The organism is Curtobacterium sp. BH-2-1-1, from assembly GCF_001806325.1.
Taxonomy (GTDB): Bacteria; Actinomycetota; Actinomycetes; order Actinomycetales; family Microbacteriaceae; genus Curtobacterium.
Genome location: NZ_CP017580.1, coordinates 1,862,841 through 1,880,165 on the forward strand (window position 1 = coordinate 1,862,841; position 17,325 = coordinate 1,880,165).

17 protein-coding genes and 1 pseudogene are annotated in these 17,325 nt (G+C 73.1%); 12 read left to right on the forward strand and 6 right to left on the reverse strand.

What is annotated here, in order from left to right:
* Positions 1-8: 8 nt before the first annotated feature.
* The 8 genes and pseudogenes from BJK06_RS08865 to BJK06_RS08900 form a co-directional block, all read left to right on the forward strand.
* Positions 9-158 (forward strand): annotated as a pseudogene (locus BJK06_RS08865) (YegP family protein); the annotation flags it as partial.
* Positions 159-213: 55 nt separating this feature from the next.
* Entirely contained in the window at positions 214-1,899 is a 1,686-nt protein-coding gene (locus tag BJK06_RS08870) for a bifunctional 3'-5' exonuclease/DNA polymerase (protein WP_070417599.1), read from the forward strand.
* A 95-nt stretch (positions 1,900-1,994) separates the two neighbouring features.
* Positions 1,995-3,185: a Fic family protein gene (locus BJK06_RS08875; RefSeq protein WP_070417600.1), complete on the forward strand. Its 1,191-nt coding sequence runs from the start codon at positions 1,995-1,997 to the stop codon at positions 3,183-3,185.
* A gap of 41 nt (positions 3,186-3,226) precedes the next feature.
* A complete protein-coding gene (locus BJK06_RS08880) occupies positions 3,227-4,033 on the forward strand; it encodes a phosphatase PAP2 family protein (protein ID WP_070417601.1) in 807 nt (268 codons plus the stop codon).
* A 10-nt stretch (positions 4,034-4,043) separates the two neighbouring features.
* Entirely contained in the window at positions 4,044-5,675 is a 1,632-nt protein-coding gene (locus BJK06_RS08885) for a serine/threonine-protein kinase (RefSeq protein WP_070417602.1), read from the forward strand.
* A gap of 47 nt (positions 5,676-5,722) precedes the next feature.
* Entirely contained in the window at positions 5,723-8,887 is a 3,165-nt protein-coding gene (locus BJK06_RS08890; protein ID WP_258027735.1) for a GH92 family glycosyl hydrolase, read from the forward strand.
* 34 nt (positions 8,888-8,921) lie between these two features.
* Entirely contained in the window at positions 8,922-9,152 is a 231-nt protein-coding gene (locus BJK06_RS08895) for a hypothetical protein (protein WP_070417603.1), read from the forward strand.
* A gap of 46 nt (positions 9,153-9,198) precedes the next feature.
* A complete protein-coding gene (locus tag BJK06_RS08900) occupies positions 9,199-9,414 on the forward strand; it encodes a hypothetical protein (protein ID WP_156794817.1) in 216 nt (71 codons plus the stop codon).
* Between the two features lie 93 nt (positions 9,415-9,507).
* Here BJK06_RS08900 and BJK06_RS08905 read toward each other — a convergent pair whose 3' ends face one another.
* From BJK06_RS08905 to BJK06_RS08920, 4 genes are all read right to left on the reverse strand, one after another.
* The gene (locus BJK06_RS08905) at positions 9,508-10,020 is read right to left on the reverse strand and encodes a GNAT family N-acetyltransferase (protein ID WP_070419337.1); all 513 of its coding nucleotides are present in this window, start codon (positions 10,018-10,020) and stop codon (positions 9,508-9,510) included.
* Positions 10,021-10,043: 23 nt separating this feature from the next.
* Positions 10,044-10,982 carry an aldo/keto reductase family oxidoreductase gene (locus BJK06_RS08910; protein WP_156794818.1) on the reverse strand — a complete coding sequence of 313 codons (939 nt, stop codon included), beginning with the start codon at positions 10,980-10,982 and terminating at the stop codon, positions 10,044-10,046.
* 126 nt (positions 10,983-11,108) lie between these two features.
* A complete protein-coding gene (locus tag BJK06_RS08915; RefSeq protein ID WP_070417605.1) occupies positions 11,109-11,720 on the reverse strand; it encodes a hypothetical protein in 612 nt (203 codons plus the stop codon).
* Positions 11,721-11,738: 18 nt separating this feature from the next.
* On the reverse strand, positions 11,739-12,494 hold the full coding sequence (locus BJK06_RS08920) for an SDR family NAD(P)-dependent oxidoreductase (RefSeq protein WP_070417606.1): 756 nt from the start codon (positions 12,492-12,494) through the stop codon (positions 11,739-11,741).
* Positions 12,495-12,529: 35 nt separating this feature from the next.
* On the opposite strand from BJK06_RS08920, the gene BJK06_RS08925 reads away from it, so the two are divergent.
* Complete coding sequence (locus BJK06_RS08925) at positions 12,530-13,339, forward strand: putative RNA methyltransferase (protein WP_083295155.1); 810 nt, start codon at positions 12,530-12,532, stop codon at positions 13,337-13,339.
* A gap of 7 nt (positions 13,340-13,346) precedes the next feature.
* On the opposite strand, the gene BJK06_RS08930 is transcribed toward BJK06_RS08925, so the two are convergent.
* Together BJK06_RS08930 and BJK06_RS08935 are read right to left on the reverse strand one after the other, a co-directional pair.
* Complete coding sequence (locus BJK06_RS08930) at positions 13,347-13,850, reverse strand: hypothetical protein (protein ID WP_070417607.1); 504 nt, start codon at positions 13,848-13,850, stop codon at positions 13,347-13,349.
* A 50-nt stretch (positions 13,851-13,900) separates the two neighbouring features.
* Positions 13,901-14,308, reverse strand: coding sequence for a VOC family protein (locus BJK06_RS08935; protein ID WP_070417608.1), 408 nt, complete (start codon positions 14,306-14,308; stop codon positions 13,901-13,903).
* Positions 14,309-14,369: 61 nt separating this feature from the next.
* Here BJK06_RS08935 and BJK06_RS08940 point away from each other — a divergent pair, with 61 nt between their 5' ends.
* The 3 genes from BJK06_RS08940 to kdpA all read left to right on the forward strand — a co-directional run bounded on the left by BJK06_RS08940 (position 14,370) and on the right by kdpA (position 17,316).
* Positions 14,370-15,314, forward strand: coding sequence for a YafY family protein (locus BJK06_RS08940; RefSeq protein WP_070417609.1), 945 nt, complete (start codon positions 14,370-14,372; stop codon positions 15,312-15,314).
* Positions 15,315-15,541: 227 nt separating this feature from the next.
* Positions 15,542-15,631, forward strand: a complete 90-nt coding sequence (gene kdpF, locus BJK06_RS08945; RefSeq protein ID WP_070417610.1) for a K(+)-transporting ATPase subunit F — start codon at positions 15,542-15,544, stop codon at positions 15,629-15,631.
* Positions 15,631-17,316 carry a potassium-transporting ATPase subunit KdpA gene (kdpA, locus tag BJK06_RS08950; RefSeq protein WP_070417611.1) on the forward strand — a complete coding sequence of 562 codons (1,686 nt, stop codon included), beginning with the start codon at positions 15,631-15,633 and terminating at the stop codon, positions 17,314-17,316. The genes kdpF and kdpA overlap by 1 nt, the downstream gene beginning before the upstream one ends.
* The last annotated feature ends 9 nt before the right edge of the window (positions 17,317-17,325 follow it).

Sequence of the window (17,325 nt, forward strand, 5' to 3'; positions counted from 1 at the left end):
GAGTCGACATGGCCGGCAAGTTCGAGATCTGGACCGACGCCAAGGGCGAGTACCGCTTCCACCTCAAGGCGGGCAACGGCGAGGTCATCGCCACGTCCGAGGGGTACGCCTCGAAGGCGGGTGCGAAGAACGGCATCGCCTCCGTGCAGCAGAACGCGCCCGGCGCGGAGGTCGTCGAGCTCGACTGACGGTGGCGCACGGCATGATCGTTCCGTGCACCTCGTCCTCCGCCGCGTCGACGGCGGCGTCCTCGCGACGCCCCTGACCGACGCGGGGACCGCAGACGGCGAGCCGATCCGGGTGGACGAGCCGCGCCTCCCGGCGTTCGTCGCATCCCGGGACGCGCCCGACGTGCGCTGGGTGTGGGACGACACCGCGCGCTGGTACCCGGCCGTGCTCGCGGCCGGCGGCCGGGTCGGGCGCTGCATCGACCTGCGCCTGTGCCGCCGCATCCTGCGATCGGCCCTCGCGGCACGGGACACCGCGCTCGCCGCCGCGCCCGTCGACGCGTGGGATGCCGCCGTCCAGGAGGCGCGGGTCACCCGCCCGACGCACGCCCGCCTCTTCGACGACGCGCTCTTCGACGTGTCGCCTCCCGACGACGAGCTGGACCCGGTGGCAGAGCTGCGGGCGCAGCTCGACGCGGTCGCGTCGTCGACCGCGCCGGGTGCGCTGCGGCTCCTGGTGACGGCGGAGTCCGCCGGCGCGCTCGTGGCGGCGGAGATGCTCCACGCCGGGCTGCCCTGGCGCGCCGACGTGCACGAACGACTGCTCGAGGACGCGCTCGGACCGCGGGTGCCGTACGGCGTGCGCCCTCGGCGGCTCGAGGAGATCGCGGCCGTCGTGCGCGAGCGGCTCGGTGACCCGTCGCTCAACCCGGACTCGCCCGCCGACGTCCTGAAGTCCCTGCGCCGGGCCGGCCTCATGGTCACGAGCACGCGGAAGTGGGAGCTGCAGGAGATCGAGCACCCGGTCATCGAACCGCTGCTCGAGTACAAGCGGCTCGCGCGGTTGCTGACCGCGAACGGTTGGGCCTGGCTCGACGAATGGGTGCACGACGGTCGGTTCCACCCGAAGTACCTGGTCGGCGGGGTCGTCACCGGGCGATGGGCGGCCGACGGCGGGGGAGCGATGCAGCTGCCGAAGGGCATCCGCGCCGCCGTGGTCGCGGACGACGGGTGGAAGCTCGTGGTGGCCGACGCGGCGCAGCTGGAGCCCCGGGTGCTCGCGGCGATGGCCGGCGACCGGGCGATGGCGGCGGCCGGCGACGGGCGCGACCTGTACGACGGCGTCGTGGCCTCCGGCGCGGTCGAGACCCGGCAGCAGGCCAAGGGCGCGATGCTCGGCGCGATGTACGGGGCGACCCAGGGCGAGGGCGGGCGGCTCGTCCCGCGGCTCGAGCGGGCGTTCCCTGCTGCCCTCGGACTCGTCAGCCGGGCAGCCCGGGCGGGGGAGCGGGGCGAACCCGTGACGACCTTGCTCGGCCGGACGTCACCGGTGCCGGACGCCTCCTGGTTCGCGGCGCGGAACCAGGCCTACACGGTCGAGGGGACGCCGGCGATGCAGCGGGCGGTGGAGTCGCGGGCACGGAGCTGGGGGCGGTTCACCCGGAACTTCATCGTGCAGGGCACCGCTGCCGAGTGGGCGCTGGCGTGGATGGGGTCGTTGCGCTCGCGGCTCGCCGAGCGCTTCCGGGGGCCGGTGACGGACGGCCCGCACCTGGTGTTCTTCGTGCACGACGAGATCGTGGTGCACACCCCGGCCGAGCACGCCGAGTGGGTGGCCGAGCAGATCCGGGCCGCCGCTGCCGATGCCGGGCGACTGCTGTTCCGCGACTTCCCGGTGGTGTTCCCGCTCTCGGTGGCGGTCGTCGACGACTACGGCGCCGCGAAGGACTGACGAAGACTTGAACCACCTGGCGATGATGCAAGTACCAGGCTTGTTGATTGAACATGTTCTCTCGTGATTCAAGTCCTGGAGCCTAAACTCGTCAGGTGAACATCGCCCGCTTCCGCGACAGCCCGCTCGGTGCGCTCGTACCGGTCGGCGGTGTCGACGGTCGCACCGGCTTGCGGTACGACCACTTCGGTTTCTCGCCGCACCCGCTCGGGGATGCCCCACCGCTCAGCGGGAGTACCTGGGCCGCTGTCTCGCGGGCGAACCGTGCGCTGGGCCGGCTCGAACAGGGCGCCGTCCTGCTTCCGAACCCCGGGATCCTCCGCCAACCGACCCTCCGACGCGAGGCACAGAGCACGTCAGCGCTCGAGGGGACGTTCGCGCCGCTGGACGACGTGCTCGCAGCCGAGGCGGTCGGGGGGAGCGGGCGCTCGGCTGCCCTGTCCGAGGTGCTGAACTACGTCGAGACCGCCGAGCGGGCCTTCGACTGGGTCGCGACCGCGCCGGTCACCCTCGGTCTTCTGGAGGAACTCCAGGGGCTGCTCGTCCGCGGCACGGCTGCCGACACCGGGCAGGCAGGACGCGTCCGTGAGGTCCCGGTCGCGATCGGCACCCGTGGTGGCGGCATCGAGGACGCGCGGTTCGTCCCGATGCCACCCGGTACCGGGCTGCGCGCGGCGCTCACGGACCTCGTGCACTGGATCGAGGATGCCGGCGATCGGCAGGAGGATCCGGTCCTCGCAACGGCGATGGCGCACTACCAGTTCGAGACCATCCACCCGTTCAACGACGGCAACGGTCGGCTCGGTCGGCTCCTGATCGTCCTGCAGCTGATGCGTGCGGGAGTGCTGACCGAGCCGCTCCTGAGCGTGTCCCCGTGGTTCGAGGCGCGGAGAGAGCGGTACCAGGACCACCTGGCCGAGGTCAGCGCGTCCGGGGACTGGGACGCCTGGGTGCGGTTCTTCGCCGATGGCATCGAGCAGTCGGCGATCGACACCGGCACGCGCATGACCGAGCTGCTCGCCGTCCAGGCCGAGTACCGCGAGCGCATCCGCGCGAGCGGCGGACGCGGGATGGTGCTGGAGATCGCTGACTTCCTCATCGGTACGCCGTTCGTCTCGATCCCGATGCTCGCAGCGGCGACGGGCAGGACGTACCAGGCCGCGAGCAACGCCGTGGCGAAGCTGTGCGAGCTGGGCATCCTCAGCGAGGTGGAGCGCCAGGGGATCAGGGTCTTCCGCGCGTCGAACGTCGTGGCCGTCACGATGCGTCCACCGGCACTCCGCTGACCTCCCGCACCCGCACACCGGGACTCGGGCAGGGTGGGTCGATGCAGACCGATCACCCCGAGGCCCCCGACCAACGCGTCGGCGACGTCGACCTCACGACGTGGCGCACCCGCGCCGGCCGGGCGTCCGCCGACGGCTGGGCAGCGCTCGGCCACCGATGGGGTGCGCTCCCGCTGCTCGTGGTCACCCTCGCGATCGGCATCGGGGTCGCCGTGACCGCGACCTGGGCGGCCTCCGAGGTATACGACGCCGTGCGCGAGGCCGACGACGTCGCCGTGCTCGACCGCCCCGTGCTCGACTGGATGCTCACGCTCCGGTCGCCGACGGCCGACACCCTCGTGACCTGGTGGACGGACGTCGCCGGCACCATCGGGATGCCGATCGTCGCCCTGGGGTTCCTCGTCGGGTTCACGATCCAGCGTCGTGCCTGGACGCCCCTCGTGCTGCTCGTCGCGGCCGCGGGCGGGTCCCTGCTCATGACGGTCGCGGGCAAGGACCTCATCGGCCGTGCCCGGCCGCCGCTGCGCGATGCCGTCCCGCCGTACGAGCACTCGCCGTCGTTCCCGTCCGGGCACACGCTCAACGCGACCGTCATCGTCGGGACGATCGTCTACCTGCTGCTCCTCCGGCAGTCGAAGCTCGTGACCCGGGTGCTGACGATCGTCGCCGGCACCTTCTTCGTCGTCTCGGTCGGCATCTCGCGGGTGTTCCTCGGCCACCACTGGCTGACCGACGTCCTGGCGGCGTGGGCGCTCGGCCTCGCCTGGCTGGCGTTGGTGATCACGGCGCACCGCCTCTACCTCACGGCGCTCCGCCGCGGTGCGCGACCCGTCAGGTCGTCCCGGTAGGTTGCCCCGCATGGAAGAACGGGTCTTCGGCGGTCGGTACCGCGTCACGGGAACGCTCGGGCACGGTGGCATGGCCTCCGTCTACCGGGCGGTCGACGAGCAGCTCGGGCGTGAGGTGGCGGTCAAGGTCTTCCGCATCGGAGCGGTCGACCACGGCGAACGCGCCCGTGCCGAGGCGGAGATCCAGACCCTCGCGGCACTCCGCAGCCCGGCACTCGTGACCCTGTACGACGCCGCGCTCGACGACGTCGACGGCGACTCGTACCTCGTGATGGAACTCGTCCCGGGCAGCGACCTCGCGACGCGACTGCGCGAGGGGCCGCTCGACCGTGCCACCGCCGCCGGTGTCGGGGCGCAGGTCGCGGACGGCCTCGCGGCGGCGCACGCGCAGGGCATCGTCCACCGCGACGTGAAGCCGGCGAACGTGCTGCTCGAGAGCGACGGCGTCCACGTCAAGCTCGCCGACTTCGGCATCGCCCTGCTGCGGGACGGCGCCCGGGCCACCCAGACCGGCACGGTGATGGGCACGGCGGCGTACATCGCACCGGAGCAGGTCCTGGCGCAGCCGATCACCGGCAAGGCCGACGTGTACGCGCTCGGCCTCATGCTCCTCGAGGCGCTCACCGGCAAGCAGCCGTTCCCGGGCAGCGCGGTCGAGTCCGCGACCGCTCGCCTCACCCGCGGTCCGGAGATCGACCCGCACCTGCCCACTGCCTGGCGCACGCTCCTGCACGTCATGACCGCGCAGGACCCGGCGGACCGGCCCTCCGCGGCCGAGGCGGCACAGCGACTCCGTGCGCTCGGCCACGACGACGCCGCTCCGGCCACGCAGCTCCTCCCAGGCGGTCCCGGCACGGTCACGCCGGCCGTGGCGGGTGCGGCGGCCGGTGCCGCGGCGGCGGGCGCTGCGGGTGCCGCCCGTGCGGACGAGGCGACGCAGGCGATGCCGGCGAGTCGCGCCTCCGGGGCCGACGACGCCACGCGAGCCATGCCGACCGCGCAGTCCGGCGGCGCCGACGACGCGACGCGCGTCCTGGACGCGCAGCGGCCGAACGCTTCCGACGACGTCGCGACCACGGTGCTCGGCGCGCAGGGTGGCCGCAGTGCGGACGGCGCGACCGGAGCGGTCGGCCGTGCCGGAGGCCCCCGTGGCCCGGTCGCGGCACCCCCGGCCCCGGCGCCGGACGACCGACCCCGGCGCCGACGCGGGCCGATCATCGCCGCCGTGGTGATCGGTGTGCTCGTGCTCGCCGGCATCGTCGTCGCCGTGTTCGCCCTGAACGGGGACGACGCCTCGACGCCGGCACCGACCGAGTCGAGCTCGCCCTCGACCGACGACCAGCAGCCGAGTGAGCCGGCGGAGCAGCCGTCCGAGCCGGCGGAGCAGCCCTCCGAACCGGCCGAGCAGCCGTCCGAACCCGCACAGCAGCCGTCCGAACCGGCCGAGCAGCCGTCCGAGCCGGCACAGCCGAGCGACCCGGCGGACGACCCCTCGGTGGGGCCGCAGCCGTCGAGCCCGGCGTCCAACCCCGTGCAGGCTCCGCAGGACGGCGCCGACCCGGCCGTCGACACCAGTGGTCCGGGCGGCTCCGACTCCGGCCCCGGGAACTCGGCGAACGCGCCGGGGCACAACCGGGGCTGACACGCCGAGGGTTTTCCTCCAGACGGTGGACCAAATACGCTGGGCCGGTGCGAGAACTGCAACGGAGCGGTGGCCCGACGACGGCCGTCGCCGCGCGGAACGGTGTCGGCTTCGGTTCGGCGGAGGGCTGGCTGGTCGAACGACCCGCGGGTGAGCACGTCGCCGCCGCGGTCGTCCCCGGGTTCGCCGGTCGGACGATCGAGTCGGGTGACGAACTCTCGTGGGTGTGGTTCCCGGAGCGCGTGCTGCCGGACGGTGCGACGGAACCCACCGAGGACGACCTGCCGCACTTCTGGGACGCGACGGCGTTCGCGCTCGACCTGGTCTGCACCGACGGCACGCGGCTGAGCGACGCGGCGCGCGACCAGTACGGCGACGCGCTCACGCCCGAGGCGCAGGACGCAGCGCGCAAGCAGTGGGTCGACCAGTGGAACCGTCGGGCGGTGGACCTCACCCCGCTCGCAGGCCGGGTCGTCGACCGCCTGGAGGCGCGGCTCGGCTCCGCCCCGCACCCCACGACCGCAGACGGGTCGCGCCCGCACCTCCGCGGCTGGCTCGACGCCGTCCGCATCGGTCCCGCGCGTCCCACCCCGCGCACCCCGCTCGACCACGTCCGCACGACCCGCGGCACGCAGGCGTCCTCGCGGTTCTCCCGCGGCAACAACGCCCCGCTGGTCGGCATCCCGCACGGCGGGGTCTTCGGCCTGCCCATGACGGACGCCTCGAGCAACCGCTGGCCGTACGCCTACCAGGAGCATGACCGCACCGACGCGACCGGCCGGGTCCGCCCGGCGATCCAGGCCTTCGCGACGAGCCACATCCCGTCACCGTGGATGGGGGACCGGGGCGTCTTCCAGGTCATGCCCTCCCCGCTCGACACCCCCGACGTCGACCGTGCAGCCCGTGCCCTCGGCTTCGACCACGACGACGAGCAGGACGGCCCGCACCGCTACCGGGTCGACCTCGACGAGGGCGTCACGGCCGAGATGACCGCGGGGGAGTTCGCCCTCGGCTTCCGGTTCACCGGCACCCGGAGCATCGTGCTCGACCACCACGGCCGGATCTCGGACGTCTCGGTGACGGTCACGGACGGCACCGCCGTGGTCGAGGCCCTGCTCGACGACCGTCCGGGCACCCCGCCCCACTTCGTGCACGTCCGGGTCCCCGGGGTGACCGCCGACCACACCACCGTCGGCGAGCAGCAGCTCCGCGGCTGGTTGTCGCTGTCCGACCAGGCCGAGGGCACCGACGTGCTGCTCGGGATCTCCACGGTCTCGTTCGAGGACGCCCGCGCGAACCTCGACGCCGCCGGCCCCTTCGACACCATGCGCGCCCGTGCTGAGCAGCTCTGGACGGACGAACTCGCCACGCTCTCCGTCGAGGGTGCGACCCCCGACCAGCTGACGAGCCTGTACTCGGGGCTCTACCGCCTGTTCCTCTACCCGAACCGTGCCGGCGAGACCGCGCGCGACGGGGTCCCCCGGCACCGCTCCCCGTACGGCTCCGTGCAGGCCGAGCCGATCCGCGACGAGCCCGGACTCGAGGTCGTCGACGGGCCGTTCACCACCACGAACGGCTTCTGGGACACCTACCGGACCGCCTGGCCGCTCCTCGCCCTGCTCACCCCGGACACGGCGGGCGACCTCGCGCAGGGGTTCGTCGAGCACCACCACGACGGCGGGTGGACGCCCCGGTGGAGTGCCCCCGGCGCCGAGGACTGCATGACCGGCACCACGAGCGACACCGTCTTCGCGGACCTCGCGGTGAAGGGCGTCACCGGGTTCGACCTCGCGCAGGCGTACCGCAGCGCACTGCGGAACGCGACCGTCCCGCCGCGCGACGAGCGTGTCGGACGCAAGGGGAGCCTCCCGGGTGCCTTCCGCGGCCACGTCGACACCGCGACCCACGAGGGGATGAGCTGGACCCTCGACGCGGCCATCAACGACTGGGGCCTCGCCGTCATGGCGGGCCTGCTCGCCTCGCGTGCCCGGACACCCGCCGACCTCGCCCGCTACGAGGCCGAGTCGGAGTGGTTCGCCCGTCGGTCCCTGCAGTACCGGAACGTGTTCGACTCCGAACGGGGCTTCTTCATCGGGCGCGACCCCGACGGGTCGTGGCGGGTCGGCACCGAGTTCGACCCGCGGGACTGGGGCGACGACTACACCGAGACGAACGCGTGGGGGACCGCCTTCACCGCTCCGCACGACGGCGCCGGCGTCGTCGACCTGCACGGCGGCCCGTCCCGCTTCGACGCCGCGCTCGACGCGTTCTTCGCCACCCCGGAGACCGGCGCGACCGTCCGCTCCGGCTCGTACGGCTTCCCGATCCACGAGATGACCGAGGCCCGCGACGTGCGGATGGGGATGCTCGGGCTCTCCAACCAGCCCGCGCACCACATCCCGTTCTTCCCGATGTTCACCGGGCGGCACGACGAGGCGCACCGCATCGTCCGCGAGGCGCTGCAACGGCTCTTCGTCGGGTCCGACCTCGGGCAGGGCTACCCCGGCGACGAGGACAACGGCGAGATGAGCGCCTGGTACGTCTTCGCGGCGATCGGCCTCTACCCGCTGGCGCCGTCCACGGGCACCTACGTCCTCGTGCCGCCGTCGGTCCGCAGGACGGTGTTGCAGCAGCCGGGAGGCACGCCCACCGTCATCGAGGTCGCCGACGGCTCCGAGGGCGCGTACGTCGCGTCGGTGACGGTCGACGGCGCACCCTGGACGTCGGTGAGCATCCCCCACTCGGTGGTGGTGTCGGCATCGCGGATCGTGTTCACGCTGTCGCCCGAGCCGCAGGGCTGGGCATCGGACACCTGCCCGGTGTCCGCGTCCGACGTGCACGGGTACCGGGACACCCCCGTCGACGTGCTGCCGGTCGGCCTGTCGTCCGCCGACCTCTCGTCGCCCGCCTCGTCGCTCGTCGACGACACCGGGCGGACGGTCACGGCGCTCGCCGCCGGGACCTCGGTGTCGTTCGACGTCCCCGACGTCCCGACCTCGCTCTACACGGTCACCGCGGCGGAACCCGGGGTCCACTCGTGGGAGGCCGCGCTCGGGGACACCCGCGTCGCCGTGCAGGACGCGGTGTTCGACTGGGCCGGGCAGACCCGGGTGTTCCGGTTGCAGGGCTCCGGGACGGCCTTCACGTTCACGGCCGTCTCCGACCTGCCGCTCACCCAGCTCGAGCTGATCGCGGCGGACGGACAGCGTTGACCCGCCGTTCACCGGGCGGGGGCATGCTCGGCCCATGTCGATGAGCACACCCTTCGATCCCGAACAGGACGGCCGCTCGATCCCCGTGGACGGCTCCGACGAGGACGAACTGCAGATCGAGGAGGACCGCGGCGCCGACGTCGGCGAGGACTCCGCCGACCCGAGCGTCTCGCCGGTCCGTCACGACGACGAGGACGAGGCCGGCGGCGGCCCGGTGTTCCGCCGACCGCAGGCCGGAGACCGCCTGCACCCGGACGATCTCTGACGCGTTTCCAGGGCGATTGCCAAGCGGACCGGGCATGCTCGGGCGCATGTCGATCGCGAACTCGTGGGACCCGTCCGGTGGCCGTGCCATCCCCGAGGACCAGGTGAAGGAAGACGGCCTCGAGCTCGACGAGGAGTCGGCCGCCGAGCTCGGCATCACGTTCGACGTCGTCGGCGGAGCGTCGGCCGACCCCGCGGGGGTGTCGCCGGTGGACGTGGCGGTCCCGAGCGCCCCCACCCGCGCCGACGTCGACGCCGACTGAGGCGTACCGGGTCGAATCGCGCATACCTGGTCAGGAGTTCTGACCAGGTATGCGCGAAACGTCCTTGCATCGCGAGCGTTCTGGGAAAGAACCTCAGCGCACGCGGTACTTGAACCCGAGGTGCGAGCCCGTGAACCCCAGCCGCTCGTAGAACCGGTGCGCGTCCGTCCGGTCCGCGTCCGAGGTCAACTGCACGAGCGGCGTCCCGAGTTCCCGGGCGGCGACGTCGACCACCCACCGCATCACCGCGCTGCCGATCCCGCCCGAGCGCACGCCACTGCTCACCCGGACGGCCTCGACGAGCAGCCGGGCGGACCCACGCCGGGCCATCCCGGGGATCCGCGTGAGCTGCAGCGTGCCGACGACGACGTCCCGCTCGTCCGTCACGACGAGGAGCGCGTTCGCCGGGTCCTCGACGATCGCCCGGAGCGCGGCGGCGTACAGCGGCTCGTCCTCCGGCGCGGCGACGTCCCCGCGTGCGGCACTGATCGGGTCGTCCGACAGCAGCGCCATCAGGGCGTCGAGGTCGTCGGGCGAGGCGTCCCGGACGGTGACCGGGCCGGAGCGGGCGACGAGGGGGACGGGCAGGGTGAGGTCGTGGAGCACGGGTCCCACCCTGCCCGATCCGCTCAGGGGACGGTGTGCCCCGCGGCGGTGAACACGCGGTACCACTCCTCGCGCGAGAGCACGACGTCCGACCCGGCGGCAGAGTCCCGGACTCGCTGCGGGTTCGTCGTGCCGAGGACGACCTGGAAGTGCGCCGGGTGGCGGGTGATCCACGCCACGGCGATGCCCGTCGGGGTGACCCCGTGCGCGGCCGCGAGCTCCTCGAGCACGTCGTTCAGCTCGGCGTAGTGCTCACGGTCGCCGAGGAAGACGCCGTCGAAGAAGCCCTTCTGGAACGGCGACCAGGCCTGCAGCGTGATGTCGTTGCTGCGCGAGTGGTTGAGGATGTCGTTGTCGCGGTCGATCGACTGGTCGAGGCCGCCCATGTTCGCCGTGACGCCCTGCGCGATGACGTTCGCGTGCGTGATGCTCAGCTGCACCTGGTTGAACGCGAGCGGCTGCCGCACCGAGCGGCGCAGCAGGTCGACCTGCCCCGGCGTGTGGTTCGAGACGCCGAAGTGGTGGACCTTGCCGGCGGCGTGCAGCTCGTCGAAGGCCTTCGCGACCTCTTGCGGCTCGACGAGGGCGTCGGGGCGGTGCAGCAGGAGGACGTCGATGTGGTCGGTCTGCAGTGCCGTGAGGGACTCGTGCACGGACTCGATGATGTGCTCGTACGAGAAGTCGAAGTACGCGCCGTTCGGGGTCGGGCGGATGCCGACCTTGGTCTGCAGCACGATCTCGGCGCGCTCGGCGGGGGAGAGGGTGACGGCCGAGCCGAAGCGCTCCTCGCAGCCGTGCCACCCGCCGTACACCGCGGCGTGGTCGAACATGGTCACGCCCGCGTCGCGCGAGGCGCGGTAGAGCGCGCGGATGTCCTCGTCGCTCATGTCGTTGATCCGCATCAGGCCGACGACGACGTCGGAGGCGGTGAGGTCCGTCTGTGGCAACTCCAGTGTCTTCACGCCCTCGATCCTGCCATCGGCGTGCCCGGGCAGGCAGGCCCTGTCCGTACCGGCATCGGCGCGAGCGACGGACGGGAGGCGCGGCTCGGCCCCACCACGGACGTCGCGGCCGTCAGGTGGTCCGGTTCAGGGCACCAGGACCGCGAGCACGCCGGTCCCGTCGGACCAGCTGCCGGTGAGCGTGCGGCCTGCGGGCAGCTCCGCCCCGACGACACGGGCGACGACGAGCGTCCCGTGGTCGGTCGCGACGGAGGTCAGGGCGCCGGAGGTCTGCGCGTCCACGGCCGTCACGGTGCGGGAGTCGGCGTCGGACCCGCTGCCCGATGCCGTCCCCTCGGCGCCCCACGCCCCGGATCCGTCGGCGCGCTCGAGGGTGGCCTCGTGCCCGCCCGTGGCGATCGCCCGGCGCAGGACGTCGGCGTACACCGGGTCGCCCACGGCGTCGTAGACCCAGCGTCGTCCGAGCACGGAGTGGTCCATCTCGGTCACGAGGAAGGCCTCGGCACCGTCGAGCGGTGCGCCGCGGTAGGTCAGCGGTGCCTGGAGCACCCGGCCGTCCGTGGTGCGCACGAGCACTGTCTCGACGCCGACCTCGCCCGCGGGGTCGTCGAACCGGAACTTCCCCGCGATCGCGAGGTCGTCGCCGGCGGACACCCCGCTCCAGGGCTGGTCCGGCAGCCAGGCGGCGAGCGCCTCGAGCTTCGACGGGCGGAGTTCTGCACGGTGGATGACGGCCATGCCCCGACCGTACCGGGGTCAGTGCACGGAGAACCCGCCGTCGACCGCGATCGACTGCCCCGTGACGTACGCCGAACCGGGTCCGGCGAGGAACACCGCGGCGGCGGCGAAGTCCGAGGCGAGCCCGTTCCGCCCGACCAGGGTCCGTGCCGCGAGGGCGGCGACGGTCGCGGGCTCGGCACTGAGCCGTTCGTTGAGCGGGGTCCGGACGAAACCGGGGACGAGGACGTTGGAGGTGACCCCGTGCCCGGACCAGGCCTCTGCCTGGGACCGGGCCAGCGCCTCCAGGCCCGCCTTCGAGACCCCGTACGCGCCGCTGGCGGCGAAGGGCCGGTGCGCCTGCTGGGAGCTGATGCCGATGATCCGGCCGTACCCGCGAGCGGCCATGCCGGGCGCGAGCCGCTGCCCGAGCACGAACGGCGCGTCGAGGTTCACGGCCATCGTGGCGTCCCAGGTGTCCTCGTCGAGGTCGGCCATGGCCGGCCGCAGGTTGATCCCCGCGGAGTTGACGAGCACGTCGACATCGCCCGCAGTGTCGGCGAGGGCGTGGGCTCCGGCGCGCGTGGACAGGTCTGCGACGATGCCGTCGGCCGAGCCACTCGCCTGCCGGATCGCAGCGACGGTGGCGTCGATGGTCGCCGCGGTCCGGGCCGCGACGAGCACGTGCGCGCCGGCGTCCGCGAGGGCGGTGGCGATCGCTCGCCCGATGCCGGAACTGCCTCCCGTCACCAGGGCGGTGCGTCCGTCGAGGCCGAAGAGCTGCTGCAGCGACATCCGGCCAGGCTAGCGAGGCCCCGTACGCTGGGCCGGTGCGTGACGACCTGCTGCCGATGCTCGCCTGCCCCGTCTGCGCCGAGCCCCTCGGCCGAGTCGACGGCGGCCAGGTCGGCTGCACCACGGGCCACCGGTTCGACGAGGCCAAGCAGGGGCACCTCACGCTGCTGCCCGCGAAGCGTCGTGCGCTGACGGCGGACACGCCGGAGATGGTCGACGCCCGACTCCGCTTCCTGGGGCGCGGGCACTACGCGCCGGTCGAACGGGCGGTGGCCCGGGCGGTCGCCTCCGTGGACGTGCCCGGTGTCGTCCTCGACGTCGGGTCCGGGCCGGGCACGTACCTCGCGCACGCGCTCGAGGCCGTCTCGCGGCTCGGGGTCGCACTCGACCTGTCCGCGGTCGCGATCCGACGGGCCGCTCGCATCCACGAGCGTGCGGGGGCCGTCGTCGGGGACGTGACCGAGCGCCTCCCGGTCGTCGACGGCGCAGCCGCGGTCGTGCTGGACGTCTTCGCGCCACGCAACCAGACGGAGTACGCCCGTGTGCTGCACCCCGAGGGCCTCCTCGTGGTGGTGACCCCGCGCACCGGACACCTGGCGGAGCTGGCCGAGGCGACGATCACGGTGGACCCCGAGAAGGAACGGCGGCTGCACGACTCCCTCACGCCCGCGTTCGAGCAGCGTTCGGCCGAGGACCTCACGTGGACGATGGAGCTGTCCGCCGAGGACGTCCACGACGTGGTGCACATGGGGCCGAGTCACCACCACGTCGACCCGGGGCAGGTGTTCGCGCCGACGAGCGTCACCGCTGCCGTGACGGTCAGCACGTGGAGTCCCGCGCGCTGACCGCCCGTCACCGCGGTCGCCGCCGTGCGGTGTGGGACCGTCCGCGCGCGCGGTCGACCGCGATCCCGATCCGGGCGAGCAGCAGCACGGCGCCGACACCACCCGCGCCGATCGGGGTCACGAACAGGCCGAGGTCCGTCCCCGGCAGCCGCCACCAGTCGATCGACCACGCGGCGACGACGGCGAACGCCAGCAGCAGTCCGGCTCGCCACCACCAGCGCCCCGGCAGCCGTCCAACGCCGAGCGCGGACAGCACCAGGAGCGCCCAGCACCCCTCCGGCGCGAAGGACCGCGGGTCGTTCGTCCCGCAGGTGGACACGGCGCACTCCCACCGGACCTGGTCGGCCACGCCCGCGTACCAGCGGAACAGCAGCACGGCCGCGACGAGGGCGAGGAGCGCCACCGGCGGGCCGGCCCAGCGCCACACCCGGCCGAACCGGGAGCGGCGTCGACGCGCGGCCACCCACCCGTCGCCGAGCTCGTAGCCGGGCATCGGACGGAACTCGGGCATGCCGGCACGCTACCGGCGGTCGGATTTCGTGGGGAAGTGGCTCGGAAACGTCACGCGACGTCGAGCGCCCAGATGACGCCGAAGCGGTCGCGGAGCTGCCCGGCCAGCGGTGCCCAGGCCGACGGACCGAGCTGCTGCCGGATCTCGGCCCCCTCGGACAGCGCCGCCCAGTACCGCTCGAGCTCGGCCGCGTCGTCACCGTGCACGTACACGTAGAACGCGTTCGTGCCCTGGTCCCACGGCTGCCCCGGCCAGACGTCGAAGGCCATCACGCGCAGCCCGGCGTCGGTGGCGACCTGACCCCAGACGATGCGGTCGGCCCAGTCCGGCTCGTCCGAGGCGCCCATCGCGCCGTAGGTCATGGACGCGACCTCGCCGCCGAAGACCGAGGCGTAGAAGTCGAGGGCCGCGCGGGCCTGTCCGTCGAAGTTGAGGTGGGTTGTCGTTTCGATGCTCATGGGACCAGCATCCCGGGCATTGCGGTCAGATCCTGTCCGCTTCTCCACCGATACTGGAGGCATGTCCGGACCGTCCTCGCGCATGCTCGCGCTGCTCTCGCTGCTGCAGGTGCACCGGGACTGGCCCGGCGACGAGCTCGCCGGACGGCTCGAGGTCAGCCCGCGCACGCTCCGCCGCGACGTCGACCGGCTCCGCGGCCTCGGCTACCGCGTGGAGGCACTGCGCGGCCCGGCCGGCGGGTACCGGCTGGCAGCGGGTGCGGACCTGCCCCCGCTCCTGTTCGACGACGACCAGGCGGTCGCGATCGCCATCGCGCTCGCCGTGGCGCCCGCGTCCGGCGCGGACATCGCCGAATCGGCCGCCCGTGCGCTCGCGACGGTGCGGCAGGTGATGCCCGCGCGTCTGCGCACACGGGTGGACGCGATCGACGCGGTCACCTCGGCCGGTCGCACCCCCGTCGACCCGGAGGTCCTCGTCGCGGTGAGCGAGGCCGTCCACCTCGGCGAGGTCCTCCGCTTCGGGTACGGCCCCGACGAGACGCCCCACCGGGTCGAGCCGCACGCGGTGGTCGCCCGGAACGGCCGCTGGTACCTGCTCGACTGGGACCTCGACCGCGACGACTGGCGCACCCACCGCGTCGACCGCATCACCCCGCGGATGCGGACGCGCGTGCCGTTCGCACCGCGTCCCGCGCCCGGTGGCGATCCGGCAGCGTTCGTGGCCGCGCGGTTCAAGGGGTCCGACCGCGAGGACGTCTGGCCGTGCACCGGCACCGCCGTCCTCGAGGTGCCGGCCGAGACCGTCGCGCCGTACCTCCCCGACGACGCCGTGCTCGAGCCGCTCGGCCCGGACCGGTGCCGTCTCACGCGCGGCTCCTGGTCGTGGGAGGGCCTCGCGGCGGCGTTCGCCGGTGCCACCGCGGACTTCACCGTCGAGGGGCCCGACGAACTCCGTGCGGCGACTGCCGTGCTCGCCGAGCGGCTGGGGCGAGCGAGCGGGCGTTAGTGACGCGCATGCGTGTGTCAGGAGCGCGTCAGGAAACCGTTAGGGACGGGTCTGGAGGTGCGGTGCCGGATCCAGCATCGGTTCGGCACCACACGTGGTGCCGTCCGCGTCGCCCGGCGCGGACCCCGTGAACCTCTGGAGTCCCTCGTGTTCGACGTCTTCGTCGTCGCCGGTGTCCTCGCCGTGTTCGGCGTGGTGTCACTCATCGCCAAGGCGGTGGAACGGCTGTGATCGTCATCACCATCGCCGCCGCCGTCCTCGGCGTCGCCTCGCTCGTGTACCTCGTCTGGGCCCTCGTGCGCCCGGAGAAGTTCTGATGAGCACCGCGGACACGTGGGCCGGGATCGTCCAGGTCGCCACGCTCGTGCTGCTGCTCGTCGTCGCCTACCGGCCGCTCGGCGACTGGATGGCGCGGGTGTTCACGCCGACGCGGCACAGCCGGATCGAGCGCGGGGTCTACCGGGTGATCGGCGTCGACCCCGACGCTGAGCAGTCGTGGCCCGCGTACCTGCGCGGCGTGCTGCTCTTCAGTGCCGTGGGGCTGCTGCTCGTGTACCTCCTGCAGCGCATCCAGGTCGTGCTGCCCGGCGACCTCGGGCTGCCGAACGTCGGGCCGTCGCTCGCGTTCAACACGGCGGCGTCGTTCGTCGCGAACACGAACTGGCAGTCGTACTCGCCCGAGGTCACCGTCGGGTACACGGTGCAGATGGCCGGCCTCGCGGTGCAGAACTTCCTCTCCGCGGCGGTCGGGCTCGCCGTCGCCGTGGCGCTCGTCCGCGGCTTCGCCCGTCGACGCTCCGGCACGCTCGGCAACGTCTGGGTGGACGTCGTCCGCGGGACCGGCCGGCTCCTGCTGCCGGGTGCGTTCGTGTTCGCGATCGTGCTCGTCGCCGGTGGTGTCATCCAGTCGTGGGGGAGCGGCACCGACGTCACGACCCTGGTCGGCGGGACGCAGCACATCCCGGACGGGTTCGTCGCCTCGCAGGAGGCCATCAAGGAACTCGGCACGAACGGCGGCGGCTACTTCAACGCGAACTCGGCGCACCCGTTCGAGAACCCGCAGGCGTGGACGAACCTCGTCGAGGTCTTCCTCATGCTCGTCATCCCGTTCTCGCTGCCGCGCACGTTCGGCCGCCTGGTGGACGACGACCGTCAGGGCTACGCGATCCTCGCCGTGATGGGCGCGATCTTCCTCGTCTCGCTCTCGGTGATGTCGATCGCCGAGCTCGGTGGCGGCGGCAGCGCGACCCACGCCGCCGGGGCCGCCATGGAGGGCAAGGAGGTGCGGTTCGGCATCCTCGGCACGACGCTCTTCGGGACGACCTCGACCGCGACGTCGACCGGCGCCGTGAACGGCATGTTCGACAGCTTCACGCCGATCGGCGGGATGATGGCGCTCGTCAACATGATGCTCGGCGAGGTCACCCCCGGCGGCGTCGGCTCCGGGCTGTACGGGATGCTCGTGCTCGCGGTCATCACGGTGTTCATCGGCGGGCTGCTCGTCGGTCGGACCCCCGAGTACCTCGGCAAGAAGATCCGGGCCCGCGAGATGACCTTCGCGTCGCTCTACATCCTCGTCACCCCGACCCTGGTGCTCCTCGGCACCGGCCTGTCCCTGGTGCTCCCGGGCGTCCGCGAGCAGGTCGTCGGCACGTCGATCTTCAACCCGGGCAACCACGGCCTGTCCGAGCTCCTCTACGCCTTCACCTCGGGCGCGAACAACAACGGCTCGGCGTTCGGCGGCCTGACGGCGAACACGACGTGGATGAACTCCGCGCTCGGCGTCGTGATGCTGCTCGGCCGGTTCGTCCCGATGGTGTTCGTGCTGGCGCTCGCCGGGTCCCTCGCGACCCAGGACCGGGTGCCGGAGACCGTCGGCACGCTGCCCACGCACCGGCCGCTGTTCATCGTCCTGCTCGGCGGCGTCGCCGTCGTCGTGACCGCACTCACCTACTTCCCGGTGCTCGCACTGGGACCGCTCGCAGAAGCCCTCGCCCGATGAAAGCCGATA